The sequence below is a fragment of the Bacillus sp. MYb56 genome (genome assembly GCF_002976445.1).
In the GTDB taxonomy this organism is placed as follows: domain Bacteria; phylum Bacillota; class Bacilli; order Bacillales; family Bacillaceae_G; genus Bacillus_A; species Bacillus_A mycoides.
Map to the genome: position 1 here is coordinate 90,778 of NZ_PCOH01000006.1, position 22,417 is coordinate 113,194.

Sequence of the window (22,417 nt, forward strand, 5' to 3'; positions counted from 1 at the left end):
ATAAAAAAGGATTACCATAATTGGTAATCCTTTTTTTGTACAATACTTTACTATCTATTTGCTTTCTTTCTTCTAAATAACATAAGTAAACCTGCTCCTACAAACGCAAGTCCTGCTCCAATTGTAGAAGTGACGCTTGTACCTGTTTTCGGTAAATCACGTTCATCTTTTTCAGCTTCTTTATTTTCACTTACAGTTGTTGTTGTTTCTTTTGTATTTTGATCATCTTTTGTAGTTTGTCCAGATCCAGCATTGTTTCCATCTTGTTTTGGTTCATTACCATTATTGCCTTCACCTGTTGGTGGTGTCGTTGGATTTTCTCCGTTATTGCCTTCACCTGTTGGCGGTGTTGTTGGATTCTCTCCGTTATTGCCTTCACCTGTTGGTGGTGTCGTTGGATTCTCTCCGTTATTGCCTTCACCTGTTGGCGGTATCGTTGGATTCTCTCCACCAGTTTCCTTATCATCATTCTTCTTCGTTATATCAATTGCATATTTAGCAAATTCATTTTCAGATGGTCCAACGTATGAGATTTTTCCATCTTTTTTTATATACTTTTGTGCATTTGGTGAAGAATCGAATGTTGTATTTAATTTATCTGCAACAATCGGTTTAAACGTCCAATTTTTATCTGCTGCTGGATTAATAACTGGTGTTTCTTGCATATACTTCACAATGATTTGACGTGTTTCATCTTGTGATTGGTATACAACTTCTCCTTTACTTACACCTGGGAACGTTTGGCTACTTCCGCGATAGTTATTTGTAGCGACGATGAACTCTTGATTGTCAGCTACTGGCTTACCTTCATATGTCATATTTATAATACGATTCGTATTTGCATTTACAACTTTTCCATCTTTATCGTATTTCGCTGGTTGTGTTACATCAATTTCGTATTTTAAGCCATCTAAAATATCGAAGTTATATGTAGGATAGCCTATATTTACTAATGGTTGTTCTTCTGTTTTCTTTGGATCGATTTGATTAAACTGCCCTGCAGACATTTCAAGCCATTCTTTCACTTGTGCCCCATTTACTTTTACAGCATATAACGTATTTGGATATACATATAAATCTGCCACGTTTTTAATTGCTAACGTTCCAGCTGGAATATCCGTATAATATGTAGCACCGTTTCGGCCACCTGCTTTAAATGGTGCGCCTGCAGATAAAACTGGAATTCCTTTATATTTGCTATACTGTCCATTTTCAGCAAATAACTTTTCTACATACCATTTTTGTGCATTTGTTACAAGTTGTACAGAAGGATCATCTTGTACTAATGAGAAATAACTATTAATTGGCGCTGTCGTTTTTCCTACAGCTGTATTTACATATTCGATTGTCTTTTCATGTTCATCTTTAATTTCATTAACTAATTTTTGATCCGACTGTACTAATGGATTCCCTTTACTATCAGCAATCTTACGAAGTTCTGGCTTAGGTTGATCCTTTTTTTGTACTTCCCATTTTCCGTTTACCTTTTTCAATTGCATATCAATAATACCTAAATTACTGCCAAAAACGCCAGGCATTACAACTGGAACACCATTAAATATATCCTGCACTTCAGTATGTGAATGTCCCATTAATACTGCATCTACGCCAGGAACTTCCGTTAAATAATACGATGCGTTTTCCATATCAACACTGTATCCACTCTTATCAACGCCTGAATGAGCTAGTGCAACGACAATATCTGCATGTTCTTCATCTTTCAATTTCGGTACTAATTCCCTTGCTGTTTTAACAATATCTTTCGCTTTTACTTCTCCTTCTAAATTCGCTTTATCCCAGTTCATAACTTGAGGCGGAACAAATCCTATTACACCAATTTTCACTTTTTGTTTTTGACCAGATTCATCCTCTACTTCTTTTTCAAAAATATGATATGGTTCAAAGTAATGTTTATCGTTCGTATCATCATTATCGTGGTCATCTATGTAGACATTCGAGTTAATAACCGGAATTTTTGTTTTACTAATCACTCCCTTTAAATACTTTAAACCATAGTTAAATTCATGATTCCCAAGAGAGATGACGTCATACTTCATTAAATTCATTACACGATATAATGGATGGACATAGTTAGGATCAACAGAATTCTCCTGATTTTTTATTTTATTCGCTACATAATCTCCAAGCGGCGTCCCTTGTAATGCATCCCCATCATCAAATAGGACCGAGTTCTTCACTTCTTCACGTGCTTTATTAACGAGTGTTGCCGTTTGCACGAGACCTACTTTATTATCTGTTTTCGTTTGATAATAATCATAATTCATTAAGTTAACGTGAATATCTGATGTTTCTAGAATTCGTAACTTAACTGTACTCTCCCCAGTATTCTCATCCGCATGAGCTGTTGTTGGCAACACCTGTGGTGCCATTACACCAATCGCAAGAGTTGCTCCAGCTAGCATTTTTTTTGACTTTTTCACAAAAAATCCCCCTTATACAATTACCAAAAATAATGAAATAAACCTCTATTTCCCTCTAACCACATACCTTTTTTCTTCTATTAGAGACAAGATTTTCATTTCATCCTGCGCTAATGAGTAGTCCCCTTAAACGCCCGATTAGTGAAACTTTAATTAGTGGGAAATAAAGCCCTACTCATTAAAATTTCACCTTATCTGACATTATCATATATAATGTACTTTCATATCGTCAATATTTTTTGACATACTTCTACAAATTTTCTGTAAAGTTGTTGTAAACTTTTCATAAACATATAATATGCCCTTACATTGTTAATACTGCTGAATATGATACAATTACCAATTACAAGGAGGATGAATTTATGAAAAAAGTCATCTTAATAATTGTTTGTCTCCTCCTTCTAATCATTTCTTATTCTAATTTTGAAAAGAACGATGAGACAAAACAAAAAGAAACTGAAGGAAAAACAGAAAAAACATCTGCTCTAAGTTGGATTGATAAACAAACGAATAACTCCTTTTATCACCTCGTATTAGGTGATTCACTTGCCAAAGGATATGGATCTACACAAGGGGGATTTGCCGAATTAGCTTCTAGACAATTAGAAGGACAAATTCATAAAACAATTACGGTAGAAAACCTCGGTGTAAATGGTCTCACTACAGATCGTCTCGTTAAAAAAGTCCAGTCAGAAGAAGTTCAACAAAAAATTAGGGAAGCAAATATAATTACTATTAATATTGGAGGAAATAATTTATTCCGCTTAAATCGTGATGTAGGTGTTATAGATGGTATTAAAATGTTAAATAAAGAAAAATCCCGTTTTGAAACGGATGTAAAAAATATTGTAAAGACCGTTCGAGATCAAAATCCGAATGCTTTACTCATTCTATCTGAACTCTATAACCCTTTACAACTAGATGACTCCATCGCAAGTTATGCAGATATGTTTTTAGATGGTTGGAATGATTCTATTTATTCTATTTCAAAAGCACATCAACCATCGATTGTTTTACCAATTCGCAAATTAATATCTAAGGATAAAAAAGATTTACTATTTGACCAAGTACACCCAAATGATAACGGTTATACGATTATTGCCAATACATTTACAAAGCAAGTGTTATCCTACAAATATTAAGGCTACCATGAAACAATTCTATTTTTATACCTTGTCTTTTTTGTTACAATGATAGTGGAAGGGGGCCGTTATATGGAATCACGCGAGTGGGAACGTATTGTTGATCATCTTCTTTCGCTAGTGCCTCTTTTTTATCGCAAATTTATGCTTCCTGGAGAGTTTTCTTCTCAAAGACATATGCCGCCATCACATACGCAAGTGTTACTGCTTTTGCATGAAAATGGTACATTAGCAGTTTCAGAAATTGGCAAGCGGCTAGCGATTTCACGGCCTAACATGACCCCTCTATTAAACAAACTTATTCAAGAAGAGCTAATAGAGCGTCATTATAGCGAAAAAGATCGAAGGGTCATTTTAATTTCCCTAACAACTGAAGGGAAAGTGTTAGTAAGTCAGTATCAGCAATTCATTTTAGGCAAACTAAAAGAAAATTTTCAAACATTATCTGAGGAAGAGCGTGAAAAGCTCATTTATTCTCTTAAAACCATTCAAAATTTAATTTTGAAAACAAACGCATAAAGCTGCTTCTAAATAGAAGCAGCTTTATGATTCGTAATAATTACCATAGTATACATTTGAATACGGCCATGTCGTTAAATATGGTTTTTGTTCTTGCGTAGGCTGTTGTTGTGGTATTTGTGGTATTTGTGGTATTTGTGGTATTTGTGGTATTTGCTGTGGTTGCTGATACACTCCAAATTGTCTCCGCATATCATGTATCGGATAATATGTTGGATACGAGTATACTTGAGGTACGTAATAATAATACATTCATTCTCTCCCCCTTTTTCTTAAACATATTCAAAGGAGAAAACGAATGTGACATTCTTTATATTTGCACAAGTGGTTCTCTCACTTGTTTCTTTCTTTTCTTCAAACGTAACTTACGATTCTTTTCATATAAATAATGCACAACGAAATATGAAATTACCCCAAACACAATCCCTATTATCGTCATACCAATTAATACATATACTTCACTCTGTAATAAGCTCTTTAACATCGTAAAAATATGGCTCGAAAACAAATCTGATATCGTAAATGGTTTATGATGTATTTTCTGTACATCAAATGGATAAATCGTTTTCCCTAACGCATAAGCAAACGGAAACAAAAATACTGGGAGAAACGATATTTTCCCAATAATATTACCAATGACTGCGGCTGGAAAAGATCCCTTTGCTAACCTGACAATTGGATAAAATATTAAATATACGAGCGATGCCGTATAAATTACCAACATTTCTAAACCAAATCCAATAGCAAAACCTAACGATACTTTCTTTGCTCCTTCTGGAGATCGAAGCAACTTAAAATATTGAAACTTTAATATTCTCCACATTCGCTGAAAAAACGAATATGTTTTCTTAGTTGTTTTCAAATTCATCATCTCTTTAACTATATTTTTTTATAGTATGTCCTTACATGATATGAAAACCAAAATTAGTTTTCTCTTTTTATTATAAATGATATAGAGATGATTAACCAAATATACATCCGACATTTCAATATAAAAAAACCTTCCTTTTCAGGAAAGTTTTCCAGTAGTTTGAAACAAACTCACTAATAATGCCTTTTGGGCATGCAACCTGTTACCAGCTTGCTCAAAAACGATAGACTGTGGCCCATCTATAATCTCTCCAGTTACTTCTTCTTCACGATGAGCAGGCAGGCAGTGCAGGAAACGATATGTTTGCTTTGCATGTATAACAAGCTCTTTATTTACTTGGAAAGGCTGGAATAAAGTATATTTTTCTGCTTCTCCTTCTTGGCCCATACTCATCCAAACGTCAGTATAAATAAAATCTGCTCCACTTACCGCTAATTCAGGATTATGCAAAATTTCAATTTCAGCCCCTGTTTCATCAGCAATCGCTAATGCTTTTTTAACAATTTCTTCATTCGGCTCATACCCTACGGGAGTTGCAACAGTCATATTCATTCCGACTTTTGCACTCGCTAGCAATAGTGAATGACATACATTATTCCCATCACCTACATAAGCTAATTTAACTCCTTTAAACGTATGAACTTCTTCATATATCGTCATTAAATCTGCCAATGCTTGGCAAGGATGATGATCATCAGTTAAACCGTTAATAACTGGGATACTGGACTCTTTTGCAAGCTCCTCTACATCCGCATGCGAAAATGTGCGTATCATAATTCCATCAATATAATGAGATAGTACTTTCGCAGTATCTGACACCGTTTCTCCTCTGCCAATTTGCATCTCTTTTCCACTTAAAAACATTCCATGTCCTCCGAGCTGTACCATTCCTGCTTCAAAAGAAACGCGAGTACGGGTTGAATGTTTATCAAAAATGAGACCTAATATTTTCCCTTGTAATAAAGGCTCCTGCTTGTTCTTTTTTAAATATATAGCGAACTCAATTAAAGAAATGATTTCTTCTTGCGTCAATTCTTCTAACGTTAAAAGATCTTTCGTATTTAATTTCGGTACTTGTACAGTTGACATGAAATTTCCCCCTTATATTATTGATGCATTTTTTGTACAAACCACTCTTTTTATCATATATATTGCCTGTTCTAGCTCTTCATTCGTTACAATAAGTGGTGGTAATAGTCTTATAACATTAGGCCCTGCTTGTAATACGAGAAGTCCTGCTTTTTCTAGTTGTTCTATGACATTTGCAACCTCATGCTTGCATTCGATTCCAATCATAAGTCCCTTACCACGAATATTTTGAACACATTCAACGTGTCGTAATTCTTCTTGCAATTTCTTTAATACGTACTCGCCCTTTTCCTGTACCTCTTTAAAAAACGATTGTTCCTTAATGAATTGCAATACTTCTTTCGCTGCAGCCATCGCAATATAATTCCCGCCAAAAGTTGAACCGTGTGACCCGGCAGTAAAAGAAGAATCTAGTTCTTTTCGGCCAATCATCGCTCCAACTGGAATACCATTCCCAAGCGCCTTTGCGATGGTAACGATATCAGGAATTATTCCCATTTGCTCATAAGCGAATAGTGTTCCTGTTCTGCCTATTCCAGTTTGTACTTCATCTATAATAAAAAGAGAATTGTACTGATTACATAGTTTTTCAATTTCCTTCAAAAAGGATGGATCAGCTAATATTACTCCTCCTTCTCCTTGAATAACTTCTACCATTACCGCCGCAACTTCTTCATTCATTACTTCCTCTAATGCTCGTATGTCGTTAAATGGTATATGTAAAAAAGACGGAAGTAATGGACCGAATCCTTCTTTCACTTTATCTTGCCCTGTTGCACTCATCGTTCCAAATGTTCTCCCGTGGAAAGATTGCTCACATGTTACTACGAGAGATTTTCCAGTATGCTTACGTGCTAGCTTTAAAGCCGCTTCATTTGCCTCCGCCCCGCTATTACAAAAAAACACATGATCTAATGCTGTATCTTCTGTTAATAATGATGCGACCTCTTCTTGTAAGGAGTTCGTAAATAAGTTAGATATATGCCATATATTTCTAAGTTGCTTTTCTACTGCCTTTACAACCGTAGGATGACAATGTCCTAAGTTACATACTCCAATACCAGAAGTGAAATCTAAATATTGCTCACCACTTTTATCAATAACTTTCGCCCCATTGCCCTTTAGAAATTCAATTTCTCTTCTTCCATATGTTTGAAAAAGATGGCTTGTCATACGATACTCACTCCTTTTGTTACCGTAGTTCCAACACACTCTCCTGTAACCTCAGTAAAATCCTTTGTACCATTTACGATACTAGCCTTTTTCACTCCCATTTTTAACGATGTAAGTGCCGCCTGTACTTTCGGAATCATTCCACCTGTAATGACGCCTTGTTCTATAAAAGTAAGAATTTCATATTCATCCGTTTTCTTTACCAATCTTCCTTCGTGTAATACTCCATCTACGTCCGTTATAAAAATGAGTTCTTTTGCGGATAGTGCGGCTGCAATTCCAGCTGCAGCGGTATCTGCATTTATGTTATAAACCTCATTACCATTTATCCCAATTGGGGCAATGACAGGAATATAATTCATATCTATCAACCCTTTCAATAGGGCTGTTTCTACATAACTTACTTCTCCTACATATCCTATCGCTTCGCCAACAGGTTGAACTTGAAGTAAATTACCGTCACATCCTGAAAGCCCCACCGCAAGTAAATCATGTTTTTGTAAATTCATTACGAATTTTTTATTCGTACTTCCGCATAGCACCATTTGAACAACATCCATAACCTCTTTCGGCGTTACTCTTAATCCATCTTTCTTTTCTATCTCGATATTAGCGTCTTCTAACTTGGCATCAATTTCTGGGCCACCGCCATGGACAATAACAACCTTATACTTATTTTGCAATTTCTTTATACAATCAAAAAAGACACTATTTAATCGATTCAACATGCTACCGCCACATTTAACTACAATATAATCACTCATCTTCTCTCTCCTTATGTACGATAACAAGCATTTATTTTCACATATTCATAACTTAAGTCGCAGCCCCAAGCTGATCCCGTTTCATCTCCTAAATGTAAACACACATCAATTTTTATTTCATGTTCTTGTAATTTCTTTGTCATTTCCTCTTCAGAGAACATTTGAGGCTCACTATTTTTTAATACGGCGATAGATTGAAGAGTGATATCAATTGTATTTGGGTTAATAATTACTTCACTCTGTCCAGTACTACTAATAATTCGTCCCCAATTTGGGTCCTCACCGTATATCGCTGTTTTCACAAGACTGGAACCGACTATTTGTTTTGCAATTTTCTTTGCTTCTTCATTTGTTCTAGCCCCTAACACGTTTACTTCTATTAACTTCGTAGCACCTTCACCATCTTGTGCAATTTTTTTCGCTAAATCTTCACATACCTTTTGTAAAGCAACTACGAAAGTTTCCCAGTCTTCATGTTCCATATTCATCGTTTTCGTTTCTGATAATCCACTTGCCATAGCGATGACCATATCATTTGTAGAAGTATCTCCGTCCACCGTAATTTGATTAAACGTATGATTCGTAATTTGTGATAATGCTGTTTGCAATACTTCATGCTCTATATTGGCGTCTGTTGTAATAAAACTAAGCATCGTTGCCATATTCGGTTTGATCATCCCTGATCCTTTTGCGACCCCAGCAATGATCACTGCTTCCCCATCAATTATCATCTCATAGCAAGTTTCTTTCGTTATAAGATCTGTCGTTAAAATTGCTTCACAAAAAGAATAAGCTTCACTTACTTCCTTTGTTGGCACAAGAGATTCAATTCCCTTTCGAATGATATCCATCGGTAAAGGTACTCCAATTACACCTGTTGAAGCGACTGCGACGTACTTTTCTTTTACTCCAAAGTGTTCCGCTCCTAATGTTCGCATCTCATAAGCATCTTGCAATCCTTTCATCCCCGTACAAGCATTTGCATTGCCGCTATTTACAACAATTGCTTGTAATTTCCCTTCTGCTGCTATGCTATCCTTCGTTACTTGCAACGGCGCTGCTTGTATTTGATTTGTTGTATACACAGCGGCACATGATGCTGGCACCTCACAAACGATTGCACCCATATCCTTTTTCACCTTTTTCAGACCATTTGCAGTACCGATTGCCAAAAAGCCTTTTGGTGTAACAATTGAACCATTTGCTAATTTTGTAATAGACGATGCTTTAATCATAATTTCCCCCTTATGGATAAAGCGGCATATGCTGTAAACCCGTTGTCTCTTCTAGTCCCGCTAATAAATTTGCATTTTGAACTGCTTGCCCTGCCGCACCTTTCATCATATTGTCTATAACAGAAACGACCGTAACTCTTTCTGTTCTTTCATCGTAAGCTATCCCAATATCACAATAATTTGAGCCCCTTACTTCTTTCGGACTTGGAAATTCTCCTTGCGAGCGAACTCGAACGAAAGCTGAGTATTCATACGTTTCTTCATACAACTTTTGAAGTTGCTCTATTTTCATTTCCTTTTTCACTTTCGCATAAAGTGTAATCATAATCCCTCGTGATATCGGTATTAAATGTGTACTAAACGTGATTGGCTTCGTTTCACGATTCCACTCTGCAAGCATTTGCTCAATCTCAGGAACGTGCTGATGCTGATTAACTTTATAAATGTGTAAGTTATCGTATAACTCAGGAAAGTGAGTCATTGTTGTTGGCGTTTTGCCCGCTCCAGATACTCCTGATTTCGCATCAATAATAATCGAAGCTTCTTCAATCATGCCGCTACGTACTAACGGCGCTACCGCTAATAATGCAGCTGTAGCAAAACATCCTGGGTTTGCAATTAAATTTGCATTTTGGATCTCAGGCCTTTTCCATTCACTTAATCCATATACTGCTTTCCTAAGAAGTTCTTCCTGTGCAGCTGGCCTTTTATACCACAATTCATATAACGAGGGATCTATCATACGAAAGTCTCCAGATAGGTCAATTACTTTTAAACCTACTGCCAATAATTTTGGTGTTAACTCTGCCGATACTCCCGCTGGGGTTGCTAAAAATACAATTTCAGCTTCCTTCTCTATTTTCTCCGCATCAATTTCTTGTAACGTATGGACAAGAACATTTCGAAAATGCGGGTATACATTTGTTATAAATTCACCGACTTGTGAAAAAGAATGGAGAGATGCTATCGAAAAATATGGATGTTGCTCTAATAACCGAACTAACTCAATACCTCCATATCCAGTTGCTCCAATAATTGCGACTTTCATAAGCTCCTCCTCATATCTATTCTTTAAATTAAGTTTGATTATAATATTGCATAATTATAAAGTCAATTAAATATTTATAATTTTTAAAAACTTCAAAATATTATTCTTGCTATAAAAGCAATATACACAAGTGGATTTTTATGCAAAAATAGTGCATAGTAGTATTTTTATTTCACTTCAAGTACAATAAAACAATACATGTATACATACAGGCGGGGAAAAACATGAATAAAAAATTAATTGAGAAAATGATTATAAAAAGTTTTCGGCAATATCAATGTAATCCTGTTTCAAAAGAGGATCAGGAAATGCTAATTAAACATATTCAAATGATAATTCATTCAAATACTGAAATTGATGTATACGAGGCTGTTGAGGATATCGTTTACGATTATGTGACTGGAAAATAAAAAATAGGAGATTTCCATATGGAAATCTCCTATTTTTTACTTAATGATTTGCCTGCAACGCGTTCAAATAAACCTGGGAATAATGCGTAGAGCTTTGGCCCCATTCCCATCCACTTCGGCAAGTTTACTTCACGTTTTTTCGTTTGCATCGTCTTTACGATTTGTTCTGCTACATATGTTGGTTTTAACATGTAACGTCCCATATTTTTCACATATGTACCTGATTGATCGGCTATTTCAAAAAAGTTCGTTTCTATCGGTCCTGGGTTAATTGCTGTTACATACACATTTGTGTTAGATAACTCCATACGTAAACTATTCGTAAATCCTAATACAGCGTGTTTTGTTGCTGCATAAGCACTCGACTTCGGAGTTGCAATTTTTCCAGCCAATGAAGCAATATTAATAATTTGTCCTTCGTTCCTTTTTATCATATTAGGTAATACCGCTTTCGTACAAGCTACTAATCCAAATACATTTACTTGAAACATATCCTTTACTTCATCCATTGAAGCATCTTCAAACGTTTTAAAGATACCAAACCCAGCATTATTTACCAATATATCAATACGTCCTACTTCTTGTAATACCTTTGAAAAAACAGATTGTACTTCCGTTTCTTCACTTACATCTAATACATAGTAATAGCAAGGCGTATTATACGTTACTTTAATTTTGTCTGCTAATGCTTGTAGCTTCTCTTCTGTTCGAGCCATTAATACCGGCGTCGCCCCTTGCTCTGCAACCTGCATTGCAACTTGCTCTCCAATTCCACTAGAAGCACCTGTAATGACGATTACTTTTTCTTGTAAACATCCCGTCATTGCTGTCACCTACTTTGCATAATAAATCAATTGTTGTGAAGATTCATCAATCATCACCTGTTGATTATATGCTAAAAAGTCTAATTGTCCAACAGTTTCTGAGATAGTAAGTGGTAATTGCTCTTTATATAATACCGGAAATAGTTTTACACACACCTCAAATGCTGTCATTGGCTTTTCCTTTAATAGTTCAAGCACTTTAAAAGCACGTGTCTCTTGCTTTTGTAATCTTGTTTCAATAAGTTGTTTCACATTCAGAACATCTTCCCCATGCCCTGATAAAATCCGTGAAATATTCATTTCACTTAAACGTTTTAACGTTTGATTGTACTGCAATAAAGGATGCGCTCTTTCTGTTTGCCCTTCATATGGTGGTTCTAATATTGGATTTGAAGAAATATGACTAATGAGAGCATCCCCACCAATTAATATTCCATCAGATTCTCTATATAATGAAATATGAGTGGAAGCATGACCCGGGGTTTCAATCACTGTAAATCCAGGTAACGAATCTATACGATCTCCCTCTCTCACGGTATGTGTTAACGATCTATTACAAGAATATTTAAGTGTCTTCGTCGTCAATAACGCCTCACCATTCAGAAATACTGCTGGAACGCCGAACTGCAAGGCTGTCTCTTTAAAAAATTCATGATACCTCTTTAAAAATTCAGCATTCTGTGTAATCCACGGTTCATTCCAAGGATGTCCGATAATCTTTACTTTTTCAGAAAATGTATTTAAAAGTCCGCAATGATCCGCATGGTGATGCGTAATCACTACCGTTTCAATATCTTCTATCTTATATCCTAATGCACCTAATTGACTTTCTAGTGCTTTCTTTGCTTCTTCTGTATTTGTCCCTGTATCAATTAACGTTAATGTTTCCCCCTCAACTAAAAACACATTCACTGTCTCAACTGCAAATGGAACAGGAATCTCCATTCGATGAATCGCCGTCATGCTTAGCCCCCCCTGTCTTTTTCCGGTTCAAAAATGAATACCTCTTCAGTTTACAACTTCCCTATAAATTTGTCATTATTTTCAGATAAAAAGAGGTCTTTTCCATAAAAAAACGAATGTATGTACATTTATAAGTATTTCTAACCAAATTTAAAGGAGGCACATCATGTCTATGCAAAACATTTCCTTTCTCGGTGCAGGCTCTATTGCCGAAGCGATTATTGGTGGCTTATTAAACGCAAATGTTGTTAAGGGAGAACACGTCACTGTAAGTAATCGTTCTAACGAGACAAGATTACAGGAGTTACATAAAAAATACGGTGTCAAAGGTACACATAATAAAAAGGAATTACTTGCTGATGCAAATATTCTTTTTCTAGCTATGAAGCCAAAAGATGTCGCAGAAGCGGTTATTCCTCTTAAAGAATACATAAATAATGACTTGCTTATTATTTCATTATTAGCAGGTGTTTCTACTCATTCAATTAGAAACCTACTTCAAAAAGACGTTCCGATTATTCGTGCAATGCCAAATACATCTGCAGCCATTTTAAAATCCGCTACCGCTATCTCACCTTCAGAACACACAACGGAGGAACATATTCGCACTGCAACATCTTTATTTGAAACGATTGGTCTCGTCTCTGTTGTAGAAGAAGAAGATATGCATGCTATCACTGCATTATCTGGAAGTGGACCAGCTTATATTTATTACGTGGTAGAGGCACTGGAAGAGGCAGCAAAAAAAATTGGTTTAAAAGAAGATGTTGCAAAATCTCTTATTCTTCAGACAATGATTGGTTCTGCTGAAATGCTAAAAGCAAGCGAAAAACACCCTTCTATTTTGCGAAAAGAAATTACTTCTCCTGGCGGAACAACTGAAGCAGGTATTGAAGTATTAAAGGAGCATAATTTTCAACAAGCATTAATCTCATGTATTACACAAGCAACGAAACGATCACACGATCTTGGAAAAACATTAGAAGAAATAGCAAAAGAAAAATAAAAAACGGAGCTCAACTTTATTTGAGCTCCGTTTTTACTTTAATCATATGATATGCTTTTAGTTATTACTCTTACCAAAAATCTCTTCTTGCAAACGACGACCTGTCGGTGTTGCTGCAAGGCCACCTTCTGCTGTTTCACGAAGTGCTACTGGCATCGTTTGTCCAATTCTAAACATCGCCTCAATGACTTCATCACATGGAATTGTACTCGTTACACCAGCTAATGATAAATCAGCTGAAATCATGGCATTCGCAGCTCCTGCTGCATTACGTTTTACACAAGGTACTTCTACAAGCCCTGCAACAGGATCACATACTAAACCAAGCATATTCTTTAATGAAATCGCCATCGCTGTAGCTGCTTGATCTTGTGTTCCACCAGCCATCTCAACTGCTGCTGCAGCTGCCATTCCACTTGCTGAACCTACTTCAGCTTGGCAACCTCCTGCCGCGCCAGAAATACAAGCATTATTCGCAACAACCATACCGAAAGCTCCTGCTGTAAATAAAAATTCAATCATTTCTTCGCGTGTCGGCTGTAATTTTTCTTGCAGTGCAAACAGTACACCTGGCACTGTTCCAGCAGATCCTGCTGTTGGTGTTGCACAAATAATTCCCATCGCCGCATTTACTTCATTTGTCGCAACAGCTTTACTCACTGCGTCCAAAATCGTATCTCCAGATAAGCCTTTTCCACTCTGCATATACGCTTGGACTTTCACAGCATCCCCGCCAGTTAAACCAGTCGGTGATTTTACACCACGAATACCGCGTTCTACTGCTTGTTCCATCACGACTAAGTTCTTTTCCATTCCAGCAATTACTTCTTTACGTGAGATATTTCTTGTTTGCATTTCACATTGAATCATAATTTCTGCGATTTTTACATTTTGCTCTTTAGCTTGCGCCACTAGTTCCGCTGCGTTCCGAAACATGGTGTGTCCCCCCTGCAATTAATCCATAATAGTTACTTGACAAATATTTTGTTGCCCATTTATTTCCGCAATTACTTCATCTGCTAATAATTCATCTGTTTCAATGACCATAAGCGCTCTTCTTCCTTTTTCTTTACGAGAAACACTCATTGTACTTATGTTAATCTCATGCTTAGCAAGGATTGAAGCTACAGCTGCGATAGCACCAAAGCGATCGTTATTTACAATAAGTAGTGCTGGACTCGTGCCTGTTAATTGAAGATCGAATCCGTTTAATTCTACAACTTCAATTTTACCGCCACCAATTGAGCAAGCAACAACTTCAATTTCCTCTTCACCTTTATACAGACGAATTTTCGCTGTATTTGGATGCGGAGCATTTGCATCTTCTTCAATGAATTCCACTTCAATCCCGCGTTCTTTTGCAATATCTAACGCACTTGGAATACGTAAATCATCTGTTTCAAATCCTAGTATTCCACCGATTAGCGCTACATCCGTACCGTGACCACGGTATGTTTTTGCAAATGAACCATATAATGAAATGCTAACTCTCTCTGGTTCATGACGAAACAGCTGACGAGCAACTTGCCCCATTCTTGCCGCGCCTGCTGTATGTGAACTTGATGGACCAATCATAACCGGACCAATAATATCAAACACTGAGCGATACTTCATCATAACTCCCCCTAAACCTCTATGAAAAAATTATTTACTATTCTATTAAGCTACCGAATCGGTTGCTGTTCCAGTCGTACCACGAATTTGTTCCGCTGTAAGAATTGGATAGTTTTTGAATAACAGTGAAGCAATATATCCTGAAATAATACCAGTTATAATAATAAATAAGAAACTTAGCATTACCTGCATTTAAAAATAATATAAGATAGTCCACAATAAAGTCTGGTAGCAATCCAAAGTTTAACACAGAACCCCTTACAAGCATAGCATAAACAAGTGAAACTCCCATTGCTTTCATACCTTTTGATATTTTAAAGCTAAAAAGTGAAAAAAGACTTAGTACAAATAATAGTAATATCCTTCCTATTATAATTTCCATGTTGCTCTCTCACGATTTAGTCAACTTCACTTGTTATGACAAATGGCTAAAACGCATGTAGCCTACAATAAATTATAATCTGCCCTCATTATAGCTTGTTTTTAATAAAACGCTTACTTTTAATGAATTTTAAAAGTTCTGAATAAAAATCCATTTTCGCTACTTGTACCACTCGTATGTCGTCTGACTTATATAACAGTTTTTCTAAATAATCGGTATTATGTATTTTTATCCTATATCTTCACATCATTAAAACTTTCTGTGTCATCCTATATAAAAATAAAATGATAACAGTTTTATTTTTAATTTTTTTTAGAAATAAAAAAAATGGCAACCTATCGTCACCATTTTTTCACAACATTATTATCTTTCTACTGGAAATGATTTTAAATCCGTAGCTATTTCTGTATTAGAAAATAGCTCTCTTGCCTCTTTCAATAATTCCTTATATGTATCTCCTTGATAACGAGAACTAATATGAGTCAATATTAAGCGTTTTGCATTTGCCTGAAGTGCAATACTCGCAGCTTGCTTAGATGTGGAATGAAAATAATCATACGCTTGTTGTTCATCTTCTGCCGCAAAAGTCGCTTCATGAACAAGTACGTCAGCATCTTGCGCAAGCTCTCTACTCGCTTCGCAATATCGTGTATCGCCTAAAATTGTAATAACTCTTCCTTTTTGAGGCGGGCCAATAAAATCTTTTCCATCTAACACTGTGCCATTCTCTAATTCAACTACTTCACCATCTTTTAAGCGTTTAAAAACGGGACCAGGTTTCACACCCATTCCCAGTAACTTATCCACTAAAAGAGCTCCCTGTATATCTTTCTCTACAATTCGATATCCGAAGCATTCAATTCCATGTGATAACCTTTTTGTTTCTACACAAAATTCATTATCCTCAAACACAATACCTTCTTCCGTAATCTCAACGATTTCAAGTGGATATTTAACATGTGTCGTACTTACTAATAATGCCACTTCAATAAATTGTTTAATTCCTTTTGGTCCGTACACTGTTAATTTTGTTGTTCCACCTTGAAACGAACGGCTACCCAATAAACCCGGCAATCCAAAAATATGATCGCCATGTAAATGCGTAATAAATATTTTTTCAATGCGGCGTGGACGTACTGATGTATGTAATATTTGATGTTGCGTCGCCTCGCCACAGTCAAATAACCAAGTCTGTCCTCGTTCTTCTAACAACTGCAAAGCAATTGCTGAAACATTCCTTCCTTTCGAAGGAACACCTGCACCAGTTCCTAAAAATACAAATTCCACTTTCTTTCCTCCAGCTCTTTATATAATCTATCTTTCATCTTACGGAATGTTATTTCAAATGGCAAATCGAATTTACATAACCAATCATCTAGACAACTATATAACACGAACGTTATATTCAAAAAACTTAGTAATCGTTCGTGTTTTATGTTAAAATGATTATACTACATTTTAAGGGAGCGTTTTATTATGAAAGAAGTATTTCGTTTACAAACTGATTTTTCATCTTCATTTGATCGCTGGGTAAGTTCTTTCGTTTCTGATCACCCAGCACAATTAGAATGGACGACTTTAAAAGAATTAATCCATGAATATACAACATCACATACAAATGAGACGTTACCAACATATATTTCTTCAGCTTTAACATATTACGCACAACGCGTTTCAACAACAAGTAACTCAGAAATTGTTATTTTTGAAAATCCTACAATCTCATAATCTATAATAAAAAGCACTGGTTACAGTGCTTTTTTATTTATACTTACTTAACAAACAATCATCTTCTGTCCGAAAATCTGTATACATACTTCGATCAAATTCATCTAAAATTATCTTTTCACTTGATTTATTAAATAATCCTTTTACTTGTAGCGCAATTGAAGCAACTATATTGTATTTTTTTTGTAAATATCTTGTTTTTATTTAATATCTATAAGTAAAACAGCTTTTATTGGTTGAAAAACTTTGTGTAATGATATTTTTTATAAGATATTTGTTAAAAAGTTATAGTTAATATTAAAGAAATATTAACATTTAAAAATCTATATATATATCATTTTGTTTTATATGCTATATTTTTTAAGGGCTTACAAGTAAAAGAATAGGAGGAGTATAAATGAAAAAAATAACGGTTCTAACTTTAACAGCAGGAATAGCCTTGTCAAGCTTTGCAGCATCAGCAGCAGCAAAGTCTAATCATGAAGATAGACCCTGGTCAAATGTATATCGTGGCATGATATTTACTGCTTCATGCCACCTTCTACATAAACTTATTTTCTAATTTTTGCTGAAACGACTTTTCTTGCTTACGCAATAATTGACTACCTCTCTGTAAAAGAGGTGTTCCATACTTTTCATTAATTTGATCAATAACAGCAAGTAACGGCTCTTCTTTCGCATCTTCTTCGAATGAAAACAAATCTAACTGTTTCACCGATTCTGTCTTCCACTCTAATTCAGTAGCTGTAACACCTAACAGACGAACAGAATCACCATCCCAGTGTTGCTTCCATAAACGTGATGCTGCTTGGAAAATAACCCGTTCTTCCCATATTGCATTTTTCAATTGTTTACTCCGTGTTACCGTGCGACGATCATGGTATTTAATCATAATTTGAATGTTATAACTAACGAGAGTTCGTTTTTGTAGCCTTTTGCTTACTGATTTCGATAATCTTTCTAACATATCAAGTAATTCTTTTTCTTCGTCCATATCCTTTGAGAAAGTCATCGAATTTCCAACGCTTTTATGTTGTCCCATTTGATTCGGATCAACTTCCCTGTCATCCATACCTTTTGCACGTTTTTGTAAATCAACACCGTGCTTTCCAATTTTAGCGCGAATGATATGCTCGTCTCCTTTTGCTAACTGTTCAATTGTATGTATATGAATGTCTTTTAGTTTTTCAGCTGTTTTCTCTCCGATTCCATGCATCTCTGCAACTGATCGTGGCCAAATAATTTCTGGGATATCACGTTTTCGAAGTACTGTAATTCCAAGAGGTTTTTTCATATCTGAAGCAGTCTTTGCTAGGAAAAGGTTTGGGGCAATCCCAATGCTACATGGAAGCTGTAACTCTGTTAGTAACGCTTGTTGAATCATCTTCGCTATTTCAAGAGGCGAACCGAGCGCATAGCAATCTGTAATATCTAAATACCCTTCATCTATAGAAAACGGTTGTATTTGTTCTGTAAAACGGGAAAGAATTTGAAACATTTGAAATGAAGCTTCTCGATATAATGTAAAATTAGGGTGCCTCACAACTAATTGCGGGCATAATCGCTTCGCTTCCCATAGAGGCATCGTCGTACGTATTCCATATTCTCTCGCCTCATAACTACATGTTATGATAATCCCTTTTCTCTCTTTTTCATTCCCCGCAATCGCTAATGGCTTTCCTTGTAATGATGGGTCATGAGCAATTTCAACAGATGCGAAAAAACAATTCATATCTACATGTAAAATAACACGTCCATTTTTCGGATACATTTCTCGCATTATACTCACCCCTTCCAAAGAACATTTGTTCTTTCATTATATCAAATTCATGTACAATATAATAATTACTTATTCTTTTTTTTATCCTTATTTTTGCTATACTTTATATTGAATATGGATATTATTGTAAAAAGGGTGATCTATTGTGAAATCAAATAGTAAACTCAACTATACATTTCTCATTATTATATTAGTCCTCTTAATTAATTATTTATTACTTCCTATTTTTGATATAAACGTAGCAGGGCTCCTTCCACGCTTACTAAGTATCCTAACAACCTATATACTGCCATGGATTTTCCTATATTGGCTTATCCGCCTTGTGAAAGCAATTGAATCAAAATAAAAAAAGACGTGTAAACCATAATTGGTTCACACGTCTTTTTGACTTTATTACTTACTTCGCTACTTCTTCGATAATAGCTACAACTAATTCTGCTGTTTTCGCTAATTCTTCAACAGGAATTTTTTCATTTGTTGTATGAATTTCTTCATAACCAACTGCTAAGTTAACTGTTGGGATACCATGTCCTGCGATTACGTTCGCATCACTTCCGCCACCACTTTGGTGAAGAGAAGGCGTACGACCAATGTTTTCAGCTGCACGTTTCGCAACTTCTACAACGTGATCGCCAGCAGCAAACTTAAATCCTGGATACATAACGTTTACTTCAACGTCTGCATGACCACCCATTTCTTTTGCAGTTGTTTCAAATGCTTCTTTCATTTTTGCAACTTGTGCTTCCATTTTCTCATTTATTAAAGAACGAGCTTCTGCAAAGATTTGAACATGATCGCAAACGATATTTGTTTGTGTACCACCTTCAAAACGTCCAATATTTGCAGTTGTTTCAGAATCGATACGACCAAGTGGCATCTTTGCGATTGCTTTTGCTGCGATAGTAATTGCAGATACACCTTTTTCTGGTGCTACGCCAGCATGAGCTGTTTTCCCGCGAATAATCGCATTCACTTTCGCTTGTGTTGGCGCTGCAACTACAATTTCACCAACTTTTCCATCACTATCTAATGCATAACCATATTTTGCTGTAATGCGCTCGCGATCTAACGCTTTTGCGCCAATAAGACCAGATTCTTCTCCAACTGTAATAATAAATTCAATTTTACCATGAGGAATGTTTTTCTCTTTTAAGACACGAATTGCTTCAAACATAGATGCTAATCCAGCTTTGTCATCGGCTCCTAAAATTGTAGTACCATCTGATACGATATATCCATCTTTAATAGAAGGCTTAATTCCATTACCAGGAACTACTGTATCCATATGAGAAGTGAAATAAATTGTATCAACACCGTCTTTTGTTGCTGGTAAAGTACAAATTAAGTTACCTGCACCATGACCAGTCACACCCATCGTGTCATCCTCAAATACTTCTACACCTAAAGCAGTAAATTTCTCTGTTAACACTTTGCAAATTTCTGCTTCAAATTTTGTTTCAGAATCTACTTGTACTAACTCCATAAATTCATTTACTAAACGTTCTTGATTAATCATAAGACTGCGCCTCCTGCACTACCATTATGTATATAACAACATTAATTATAACAGAATTTCGCAAAAGTTTCGAAATACAAGACAAAAAACAGATGGTTAACACATCTAGATACCCATCTGCCTTCTATTACTCGTTTAACAATACCCAGCGCATATGATCTTCCCAGATGCCATTTACCATTAGCATTTTTCGAGATACACCTTCATATTGAAATCCTATCTTCGTCACTACTTGTATAGATGCTAAATTTCGTGGCATAATTGGTGCTTCTATACGATGTAAATGAAATTCTTCAAAGGTAACTTGAATTGCTTTTCTAAGCGCTTCTGTTGTGTAACCTTTATTCAATTCTTCCTTATCTAATTTATAACCGAGTACACAAGATTGATAAATTCCGCGAACAATTAGATTAAATGAAATACATCCAATAATTTTTGTATCATCACCCTTTTTAAAAATCCAAAGCCTGATAATCTTGCCTTCCGCGAACTCTTTTCTATCCTTTTGTAACTTTTTCTTTTGATAATCTAACGTGAAAAACCCCTCCGGTCTATACTCTTCCCACGCTTTTAAAAATTCACGATTTTTGTCGTAATATTGAAGAACTTTTTCCGCATACGACTCATCAATTTCTCTTAAATGTAAACGATCTGTCTCGTATATTTTCATCATTGTATCTCCATTCTTCAGCTTGCATAAAAAAAATTAATAATCTATCTTTTAACATATTCTCTACGTATGCTCAAATTTCCTGTAATATTTTGCACCCCCTTCCCGAATTTTGTCCTTTCTCTCCCCTTGTCCACAATTTCATTTCTCGTTACAATGAAATTGTACTGATTTGCAAGGAGGTTTAACGATGCATAAAAAAGCTCAAAAAATTATGGTTTATATAATGCTAATTTCTATGCTTGTAACAACATTACTTACTGGCGCAAGTATGTTTTGGTAAAAAGGACGATTCACTCGTCCTTTTTTTACTGCTTACACATACAAAATAGACCATCTCGAAATCGAAATAGTCTATCTTGTAATGAACATTTTATTTTATATATATTACAATTGCTACAATGCTAAAGGAAAAGGCCATTACAAGTGCTATTACAAAACTTGTATATTGTTTCTGCTGAAATGCCCCAATAACAAAAGTAAGATTGAGTAATGCCATAAATACAATCGCTACAACGTAAGAACATATATTAAAAGTTGCCAATATGAATGTAATAACAAATAGAAAACCAACACAAAACTGCATGTAAGAAATTTTTGGATTTAAATACATATGAGCAACCCCTTTACTCAATTATCTTTATATATTCTCATTAACGCATGGTTATGTACACATGTCAAGACAACTTATAATAAAAGAAAAAGCCAACCGTTTCGTTGACTTTTCCAAATACTATGGCCCCTTTTTCCTTCGCCAATTGCTGAAATGTTTTTTTCGATTTCACAATCGATACTTTCGTTCCAATTGGAATACGATCAAACAAATATTCCACATCATGTTTCTTCATTCTTATACATCCTTGCGAAATATATTTTCCAATTGAACTAGGCTGGTTTGTCCCGTGTATCCCATACTTACTTCCATCCGTTCCTCTTGCATTAAATCCCATCCACCTCGATCCAAGTGGATTTTTTGGAGAGCCCCCAGGAATATCCTTCGCAATATAATAGGGATCCTTCGCCTTCAATACAATGTCAAAAGTTCCTTCTGGGGTTAATTCATTTGTTTTCCCTGTCGCTACTGGAAAAACCTTTTGGATCTTCCCATCATCGATGTAAGCTAGTTTATTCGTTGCTTTATTTACAATTATAAAAGGATCTCCAGCACGTGGGTTATCACCAAGAGGCCAGATCGGTGATAGAGAAAGACATAATAATAAAGAAAGAAGATACGGCATATAT

Annotated in this window: 27 protein-coding genes; 8 read left to right on the forward strand and 19 right to left on the reverse strand. The window is 35.5% G+C overall.

The window, feature by feature from the left end; translation table 11 throughout:
* Positions 1-50 precede the first annotated feature (50 nt).
* Positions 51-2,441 (reverse strand): bifunctional 2',3'-cyclic-nucleotide 2'-phosphodiesterase/3'-nucleotidase, encoded by a 2,391-nt coding sequence (gene cpdB / locus CQ058_RS09965; RefSeq protein WP_105589661.1) that lies wholly within the window; start codon positions 2,439-2,441, stop codon positions 51-53.
* 362 nt (positions 2,442-2,803) lie between these two features.
* Here cpdB and CQ058_RS09970 point away from each other — a divergent pair, with 362 nt between their 5' ends.
* Together CQ058_RS09970 and CQ058_RS09975 are read left to right on the forward strand one after the other, a co-directional pair.
* The gene (locus CQ058_RS09970; RefSeq protein ID WP_105589662.1) at positions 2,804-3,583 is read left to right on the forward strand and encodes a GDSL-type esterase/lipase family protein; all 780 of its coding nucleotides are present in this window, start codon (positions 2,804-2,806) and stop codon (positions 3,581-3,583) included.
* A gap of 72 nt (positions 3,584-3,655) precedes the next feature.
* On the forward strand, positions 3,656-4,102 hold the full coding sequence (locus tag CQ058_RS09975) for a MarR family winged helix-turn-helix transcriptional regulator (RefSeq protein ID WP_002129002.1): 447 nt from the start codon (positions 3,656-3,658) through the stop codon (positions 4,100-4,102).
* 24 nt (positions 4,103-4,126) lie between these two features.
* On the opposite strand, the gene CQ058_RS09980 is transcribed toward CQ058_RS09975, so the two are convergent.
* The 7 genes from CQ058_RS09980 to argC form a co-directional block, all read right to left on the reverse strand.
* Positions 4,127-4,354 (reverse strand): hypothetical protein, encoded by a 228-nt coding sequence (locus CQ058_RS09980; RefSeq protein ID WP_105589663.1) that lies wholly within the window; start codon positions 4,352-4,354, stop codon positions 4,127-4,129.
* A 58-nt stretch (positions 4,355-4,412) separates the two neighbouring features.
* Entirely contained in the window at positions 4,413-4,964 is a 552-nt protein-coding gene (locus CQ058_RS09985; protein WP_070144780.1) for a DUF2062 domain-containing protein, read from the reverse strand.
* A 147-nt stretch (positions 4,965-5,111) separates the two neighbouring features.
* Positions 5,112-6,062 carry an ornithine carbamoyltransferase gene (gene argF / locus CQ058_RS09990; RefSeq protein WP_105589664.1) on the reverse strand — a complete coding sequence of 317 codons (951 nt, stop codon included), beginning with the start codon at positions 6,060-6,062 and terminating at the stop codon, positions 5,112-5,114.
* 12 nt (positions 6,063-6,074) lie between these two features.
* Positions 6,075-7,235, reverse strand: a complete 1,161-nt coding sequence (locus tag CQ058_RS09995; protein WP_105589665.1) for an acetylornithine transaminase — start codon at positions 7,233-7,235, stop codon at positions 6,075-6,077.
* Positions 7,232-7,999: an acetylglutamate kinase gene (argB, locus tag CQ058_RS10000; RefSeq protein WP_044442690.1), complete on the reverse strand. Its 768-nt coding sequence runs from the start codon at positions 7,997-7,999 to the stop codon at positions 7,232-7,234. The genes CQ058_RS09995 and argB overlap by 4 nt, the downstream gene beginning before the upstream one ends.
* An 11-nt stretch (positions 8,000-8,010) precedes the next feature.
* Positions 8,011-9,234 carry a bifunctional glutamate N-acetyltransferase/amino-acid acetyltransferase ArgJ gene (gene argJ, locus CQ058_RS10005; RefSeq protein ID WP_002088515.1) on the reverse strand — a complete coding sequence of 408 codons (1,224 nt, stop codon included), beginning with the start codon at positions 9,232-9,234 and terminating at the stop codon, positions 8,011-8,013.
* 10 nt (positions 9,235-9,244) lie between these two features.
* Positions 9,245-10,282 carry an N-acetyl-gamma-glutamyl-phosphate reductase gene (gene argC / locus CQ058_RS10010; protein WP_105589667.1) on the reverse strand — a complete coding sequence of 346 codons (1,038 nt, stop codon included), beginning with the start codon at positions 10,280-10,282 and terminating at the stop codon, positions 9,245-9,247.
* Positions 10,283-10,506: 224 nt separating this feature from the next.
* On the opposite strand from argC, the gene CQ058_RS10015 reads away from it, so the two are divergent.
* Positions 10,507-10,692, forward strand: a complete 186-nt coding sequence (locus CQ058_RS10015; RefSeq protein WP_002014960.1) for a YqzH family protein — start codon at positions 10,507-10,509, stop codon at positions 10,690-10,692.
* A 29-nt stretch (positions 10,693-10,721) separates the two neighbouring features.
* On the opposite strand, the gene CQ058_RS10020 is transcribed toward CQ058_RS10015, so the two are convergent.
* Both CQ058_RS10020 and CQ058_RS10025 read right to left on the reverse strand, forming a co-directional pair.
* The gene (locus CQ058_RS10020) at positions 10,722-11,516 is read right to left on the reverse strand and encodes an SDR family oxidoreductase (protein WP_105589668.1); all 795 of its coding nucleotides are present in this window, start codon (positions 11,514-11,516) and stop codon (positions 10,722-10,724) included.
* A gap of 9 nt (positions 11,517-11,525) precedes the next feature.
* Positions 11,526-12,479 carry an MBL fold metallo-hydrolase gene (locus CQ058_RS10025; RefSeq protein WP_002014957.1) on the reverse strand — a complete coding sequence of 318 codons (954 nt, stop codon included), beginning with the start codon at positions 12,477-12,479 and terminating at the stop codon, positions 11,526-11,528.
* Between the two features lie 166 nt (positions 12,480-12,645).
* Here CQ058_RS10025 and proI point away from each other — a divergent pair, with 166 nt between their 5' ends.
* The gene (gene proI / locus CQ058_RS10030; RefSeq protein ID WP_002066991.1) at positions 12,646-13,485 is read left to right on the forward strand and encodes a pyrroline-5-carboxylate reductase ProI; all 840 of its coding nucleotides are present in this window, start codon (positions 12,646-12,648) and stop codon (positions 13,483-13,485) included.
* 57 nt (positions 13,486-13,542) lie between these two features.
* Here proI and sdaAA read toward each other — a convergent pair whose 3' ends face one another.
* The 4 genes from sdaAA to rnz all read right to left on the reverse strand — a co-directional run bounded on the left by sdaAA (position 13,543) and on the right by rnz (position 16,768).
* Positions 13,543-14,421, reverse strand: coding sequence for an L-serine ammonia-lyase, iron-sulfur-dependent, subunit alpha (gene sdaAA, locus CQ058_RS10035; RefSeq protein ID WP_105589669.1), 879 nt, complete (start codon positions 14,419-14,421; stop codon positions 13,543-13,545).
* Between the two features lie 18 nt (positions 14,422-14,439).
* Positions 14,440-15,099 (reverse strand): L-serine ammonia-lyase, iron-sulfur-dependent subunit beta, encoded by a 660-nt coding sequence (gene sdaAB, locus CQ058_RS10040; RefSeq protein WP_002088527.1) that lies wholly within the window; start codon positions 15,097-15,099, stop codon positions 14,440-14,442.
* 45 nt (positions 15,100-15,144) lie between these two features.
* Positions 15,145-15,282, reverse strand: coding sequence for a hypothetical protein (locus tag CQ058_RS32275; RefSeq protein ID WP_002066987.1), 138 nt, complete (start codon positions 15,280-15,282; stop codon positions 15,145-15,147).
* 562 nt (positions 15,283-15,844) lie between these two features.
* Positions 15,845-16,768: a ribonuclease Z gene (gene rnz, locus CQ058_RS10050; RefSeq protein WP_002014952.1), complete on the reverse strand. Its 924-nt coding sequence runs from the start codon at positions 16,766-16,768 to the stop codon at positions 15,845-15,847.
* 189 nt (positions 16,769-16,957) lie between these two features.
* Between rnz and CQ058_RS10055 the strand changes: the two genes are divergently transcribed.
* Positions 16,958-17,209 carry a DUF3932 family protein gene (locus CQ058_RS10055; RefSeq protein ID WP_000665712.1) on the forward strand — a complete coding sequence of 84 codons (252 nt, stop codon included), beginning with the start codon at positions 16,958-16,960 and terminating at the stop codon, positions 17,207-17,209.
* A 397-nt stretch (positions 17,210-17,606) separates the two neighbouring features.
* Entirely contained in the window at positions 17,607-17,771 is a 165-nt protein-coding gene (locus CQ058_RS31790) for a hypothetical protein (RefSeq protein WP_165497896.1), read from the forward strand.
* Here CQ058_RS31790 and CQ058_RS10065 read toward each other — a convergent pair.
* A complete protein-coding gene (locus tag CQ058_RS10065) occupies positions 17,751-18,989 on the reverse strand; it encodes a DNA polymerase IV (protein ID WP_002033973.1) in 1,239 nt (412 codons plus the stop codon). The genes CQ058_RS31790 and CQ058_RS10065 overlap by 21 nt on opposite strands.
* Positions 18,990-19,134: 145 nt before the next feature.
* Between CQ058_RS10065 and CQ058_RS10070 the strand changes: the two genes are divergently transcribed.
* Positions 19,135-19,335: a hypothetical protein gene (locus CQ058_RS10070; protein WP_078175444.1), complete on the forward strand. Its 201-nt coding sequence runs from the start codon at positions 19,135-19,137 to the stop codon at positions 19,333-19,335.
* Between the two features lie 51 nt (positions 19,336-19,386).
* On the opposite strand, the gene CQ058_RS10075 is transcribed toward CQ058_RS10070, so the two are convergent.
* Entirely contained in the window at positions 19,387-20,505 is a 1,119-nt protein-coding gene (locus CQ058_RS10075) for a tripeptidase T (RefSeq protein WP_002015107.1), read from the reverse strand.
* 127 nt (positions 20,506-20,632) lie between these two features.
* Positions 20,633-21,178 carry a GNAT family N-acetyltransferase gene (locus tag CQ058_RS10080; protein WP_002015105.1) on the reverse strand — a complete coding sequence of 182 codons (546 nt, stop codon included), beginning with the start codon at positions 21,176-21,178 and terminating at the stop codon, positions 20,633-20,635.
* 187 nt (positions 21,179-21,365) lie between these two features.
* Here CQ058_RS10080 and prli42 point away from each other — a divergent pair, with 187 nt between their 5' ends.
* The gene (gene prli42 / locus CQ058_RS31795) at positions 21,366-21,458 is read left to right on the forward strand and encodes a stressosome-associated protein Prli42 (protein ID WP_000549036.1); all 93 of its coding nucleotides are present in this window, start codon (positions 21,366-21,368) and stop codon (positions 21,456-21,458) included.
* Between the two features lie 90 nt (positions 21,459-21,548).
* On the opposite strand, the gene CQ058_RS10090 is transcribed toward prli42, so the two are convergent.
* Positions 21,549-21,788 (reverse strand): DUF3894 domain-containing protein, encoded by a 240-nt coding sequence (locus tag CQ058_RS10090; RefSeq protein WP_002088543.1) that lies wholly within the window; start codon positions 21,786-21,788, stop codon positions 21,549-21,551.
* A gap of 64 nt (positions 21,789-21,852) precedes the next feature.
* Entirely contained in the window at positions 21,853-22,413 is a 561-nt protein-coding gene (locus tag CQ058_RS10095; protein WP_002015103.1) for a L,D-transpeptidase, read from the reverse strand.
* Positions 22,414-22,417 lie beyond the last annotated feature (4 nt).

Excerpts from the sequence above, each read along its gene's own strand:
- CQ058_RS09970 (WP_105589662.1), top strand. The coding sequence starts at position 2,804 with ATGAAAAAAGTCATCTTAATAATTGTTTGTCTCCTCCTTCTAATCATT.
- CQ058_RS09975 (WP_002129002.1), top strand. The coding sequence starts at position 3,656 with ATGGAATCACGCGAGTGGGAACGTATTGTTGATCATCTTCTTTCGCTA.
- CQ058_RS09980 (WP_105589663.1), bottom strand. The coding sequence starts at position 4,354 with ATGTATTATTATTACGTACCTCAAGTATACTCGTATCCAACATATTAT.
- argF (WP_105589664.1), bottom strand. The coding sequence starts at position 6,062 with ATGTCAACTGTACAAGTACCGAAATTAAATACGAAAGATCTTTTAACG.
- CQ058_RS09995 (WP_105589665.1), bottom strand. The coding sequence starts at position 7,235 with ATGACAAGCCATCTTTTTCAAACATATGGAAGAAGAGAAATTGAATTT.
- argB (WP_044442690.1), bottom strand. The coding sequence starts at position 7,999 with ATGAGTGATTATATTGTAGTTAAATGTGGCGGTAGCATGTTGAATCGA.
- argJ (WP_002088515.1), bottom strand. The coding sequence starts at position 9,234 with ATGATTAAAGCATCGTCTATTACAAAATTAGCAAATGGTTCAATTGTT.
- argC (WP_105589667.1), bottom strand. The coding sequence starts at position 10,282 with ATGAAAGTCGCAATTATTGGAGCAACTGGATATGGAGGTATTGAGTTA.
- CQ058_RS10015 (WP_002014960.1), top strand. The coding sequence starts at position 10,507 with ATGAATAAAAAATTAATTGAGAAAATGATTATAAAAAGTTTTCGGCAA.
- CQ058_RS10020 (WP_105589668.1), bottom strand. The coding sequence starts at position 11,516 with ATGACGGGATGTTTACAAGAAAAAGTAATCGTCATTACAGGTGCTTCT.
- CQ058_RS10025 (WP_002014957.1), bottom strand. The coding sequence starts at position 12,479 with ATGACGGCGATTCATCGAATGGAGATTCCTGTTCCATTTGCAGTTGAG.
- proI (WP_002066991.1), top strand. The coding sequence starts at position 12,646 with ATGTCTATGCAAAACATTTCCTTTCTCGGTGCAGGCTCTATTGCCGAA.
- sdaAA (WP_105589669.1), bottom strand. The coding sequence starts at position 14,421 with ATGTTTCGGAACGCAGCGGAACTAGTGGCGCAAGCTAAAGAGCAAAAT.
- sdaAB (WP_002088527.1), bottom strand. The coding sequence starts at position 15,099 with ATGAAGTATCGCTCAGTGTTTGATATTATTGGTCCGGTTATGATTGGT.
- CQ058_RS32275 (WP_002066987.1), bottom strand. The coding sequence starts at position 15,282 with ATGCTAAGTTTCTTATTTATTATTATAACTGGTATTATTTCAGGATAT.
- CQ058_RS10055 (WP_000665712.1), top strand. The coding sequence starts at position 16,958 with ATGAAAGAAGTATTTCGTTTACAAACTGATTTTTCATCTTCATTTGAT.
- CQ058_RS31790 (WP_165497896.1), top strand. The coding sequence starts at position 17,607 with ATGAAAAAAATAACGGTTCTAACTTTAACAGCAGGAATAGCCTTGTCA.
- CQ058_RS10065 (WP_002033973.1), bottom strand. The coding sequence starts at position 18,989 with ATGCGAGAAATGTATCCGAAAAATGGACGTGTTATTTTACATGTAGAT.
- CQ058_RS10075 (WP_002015107.1), bottom strand. The coding sequence starts at position 20,505 with ATGATTAATCAAGAACGTTTAGTAAATGAATTTATGGAGTTAGTACAA.
- CQ058_RS10080 (WP_002015105.1), bottom strand. The coding sequence starts at position 21,178 with ATGATGAAAATATACGAGACAGATCGTTTACATTTAAGAGAAATTGAT.
- prli42 (WP_000549036.1), top strand. The coding sequence starts at position 21,366 with ATGCATAAAAAAGCTCAAAAAATTATGGTTTATATAATGCTAATTTCT.
- CQ058_RS10090 (WP_002088543.1), bottom strand. The coding sequence starts at position 21,788 with ATGTATTTAAATCCAAAAATTTCTTACATGCAGTTTTGTGTTGGTTTT.
- CQ058_RS10095 (WP_002015103.1), bottom strand. The coding sequence starts at position 22,413 with ATGCCGTATCTTCTTTCTTTATTATTATGTCTTTCTCTATCACCGATC.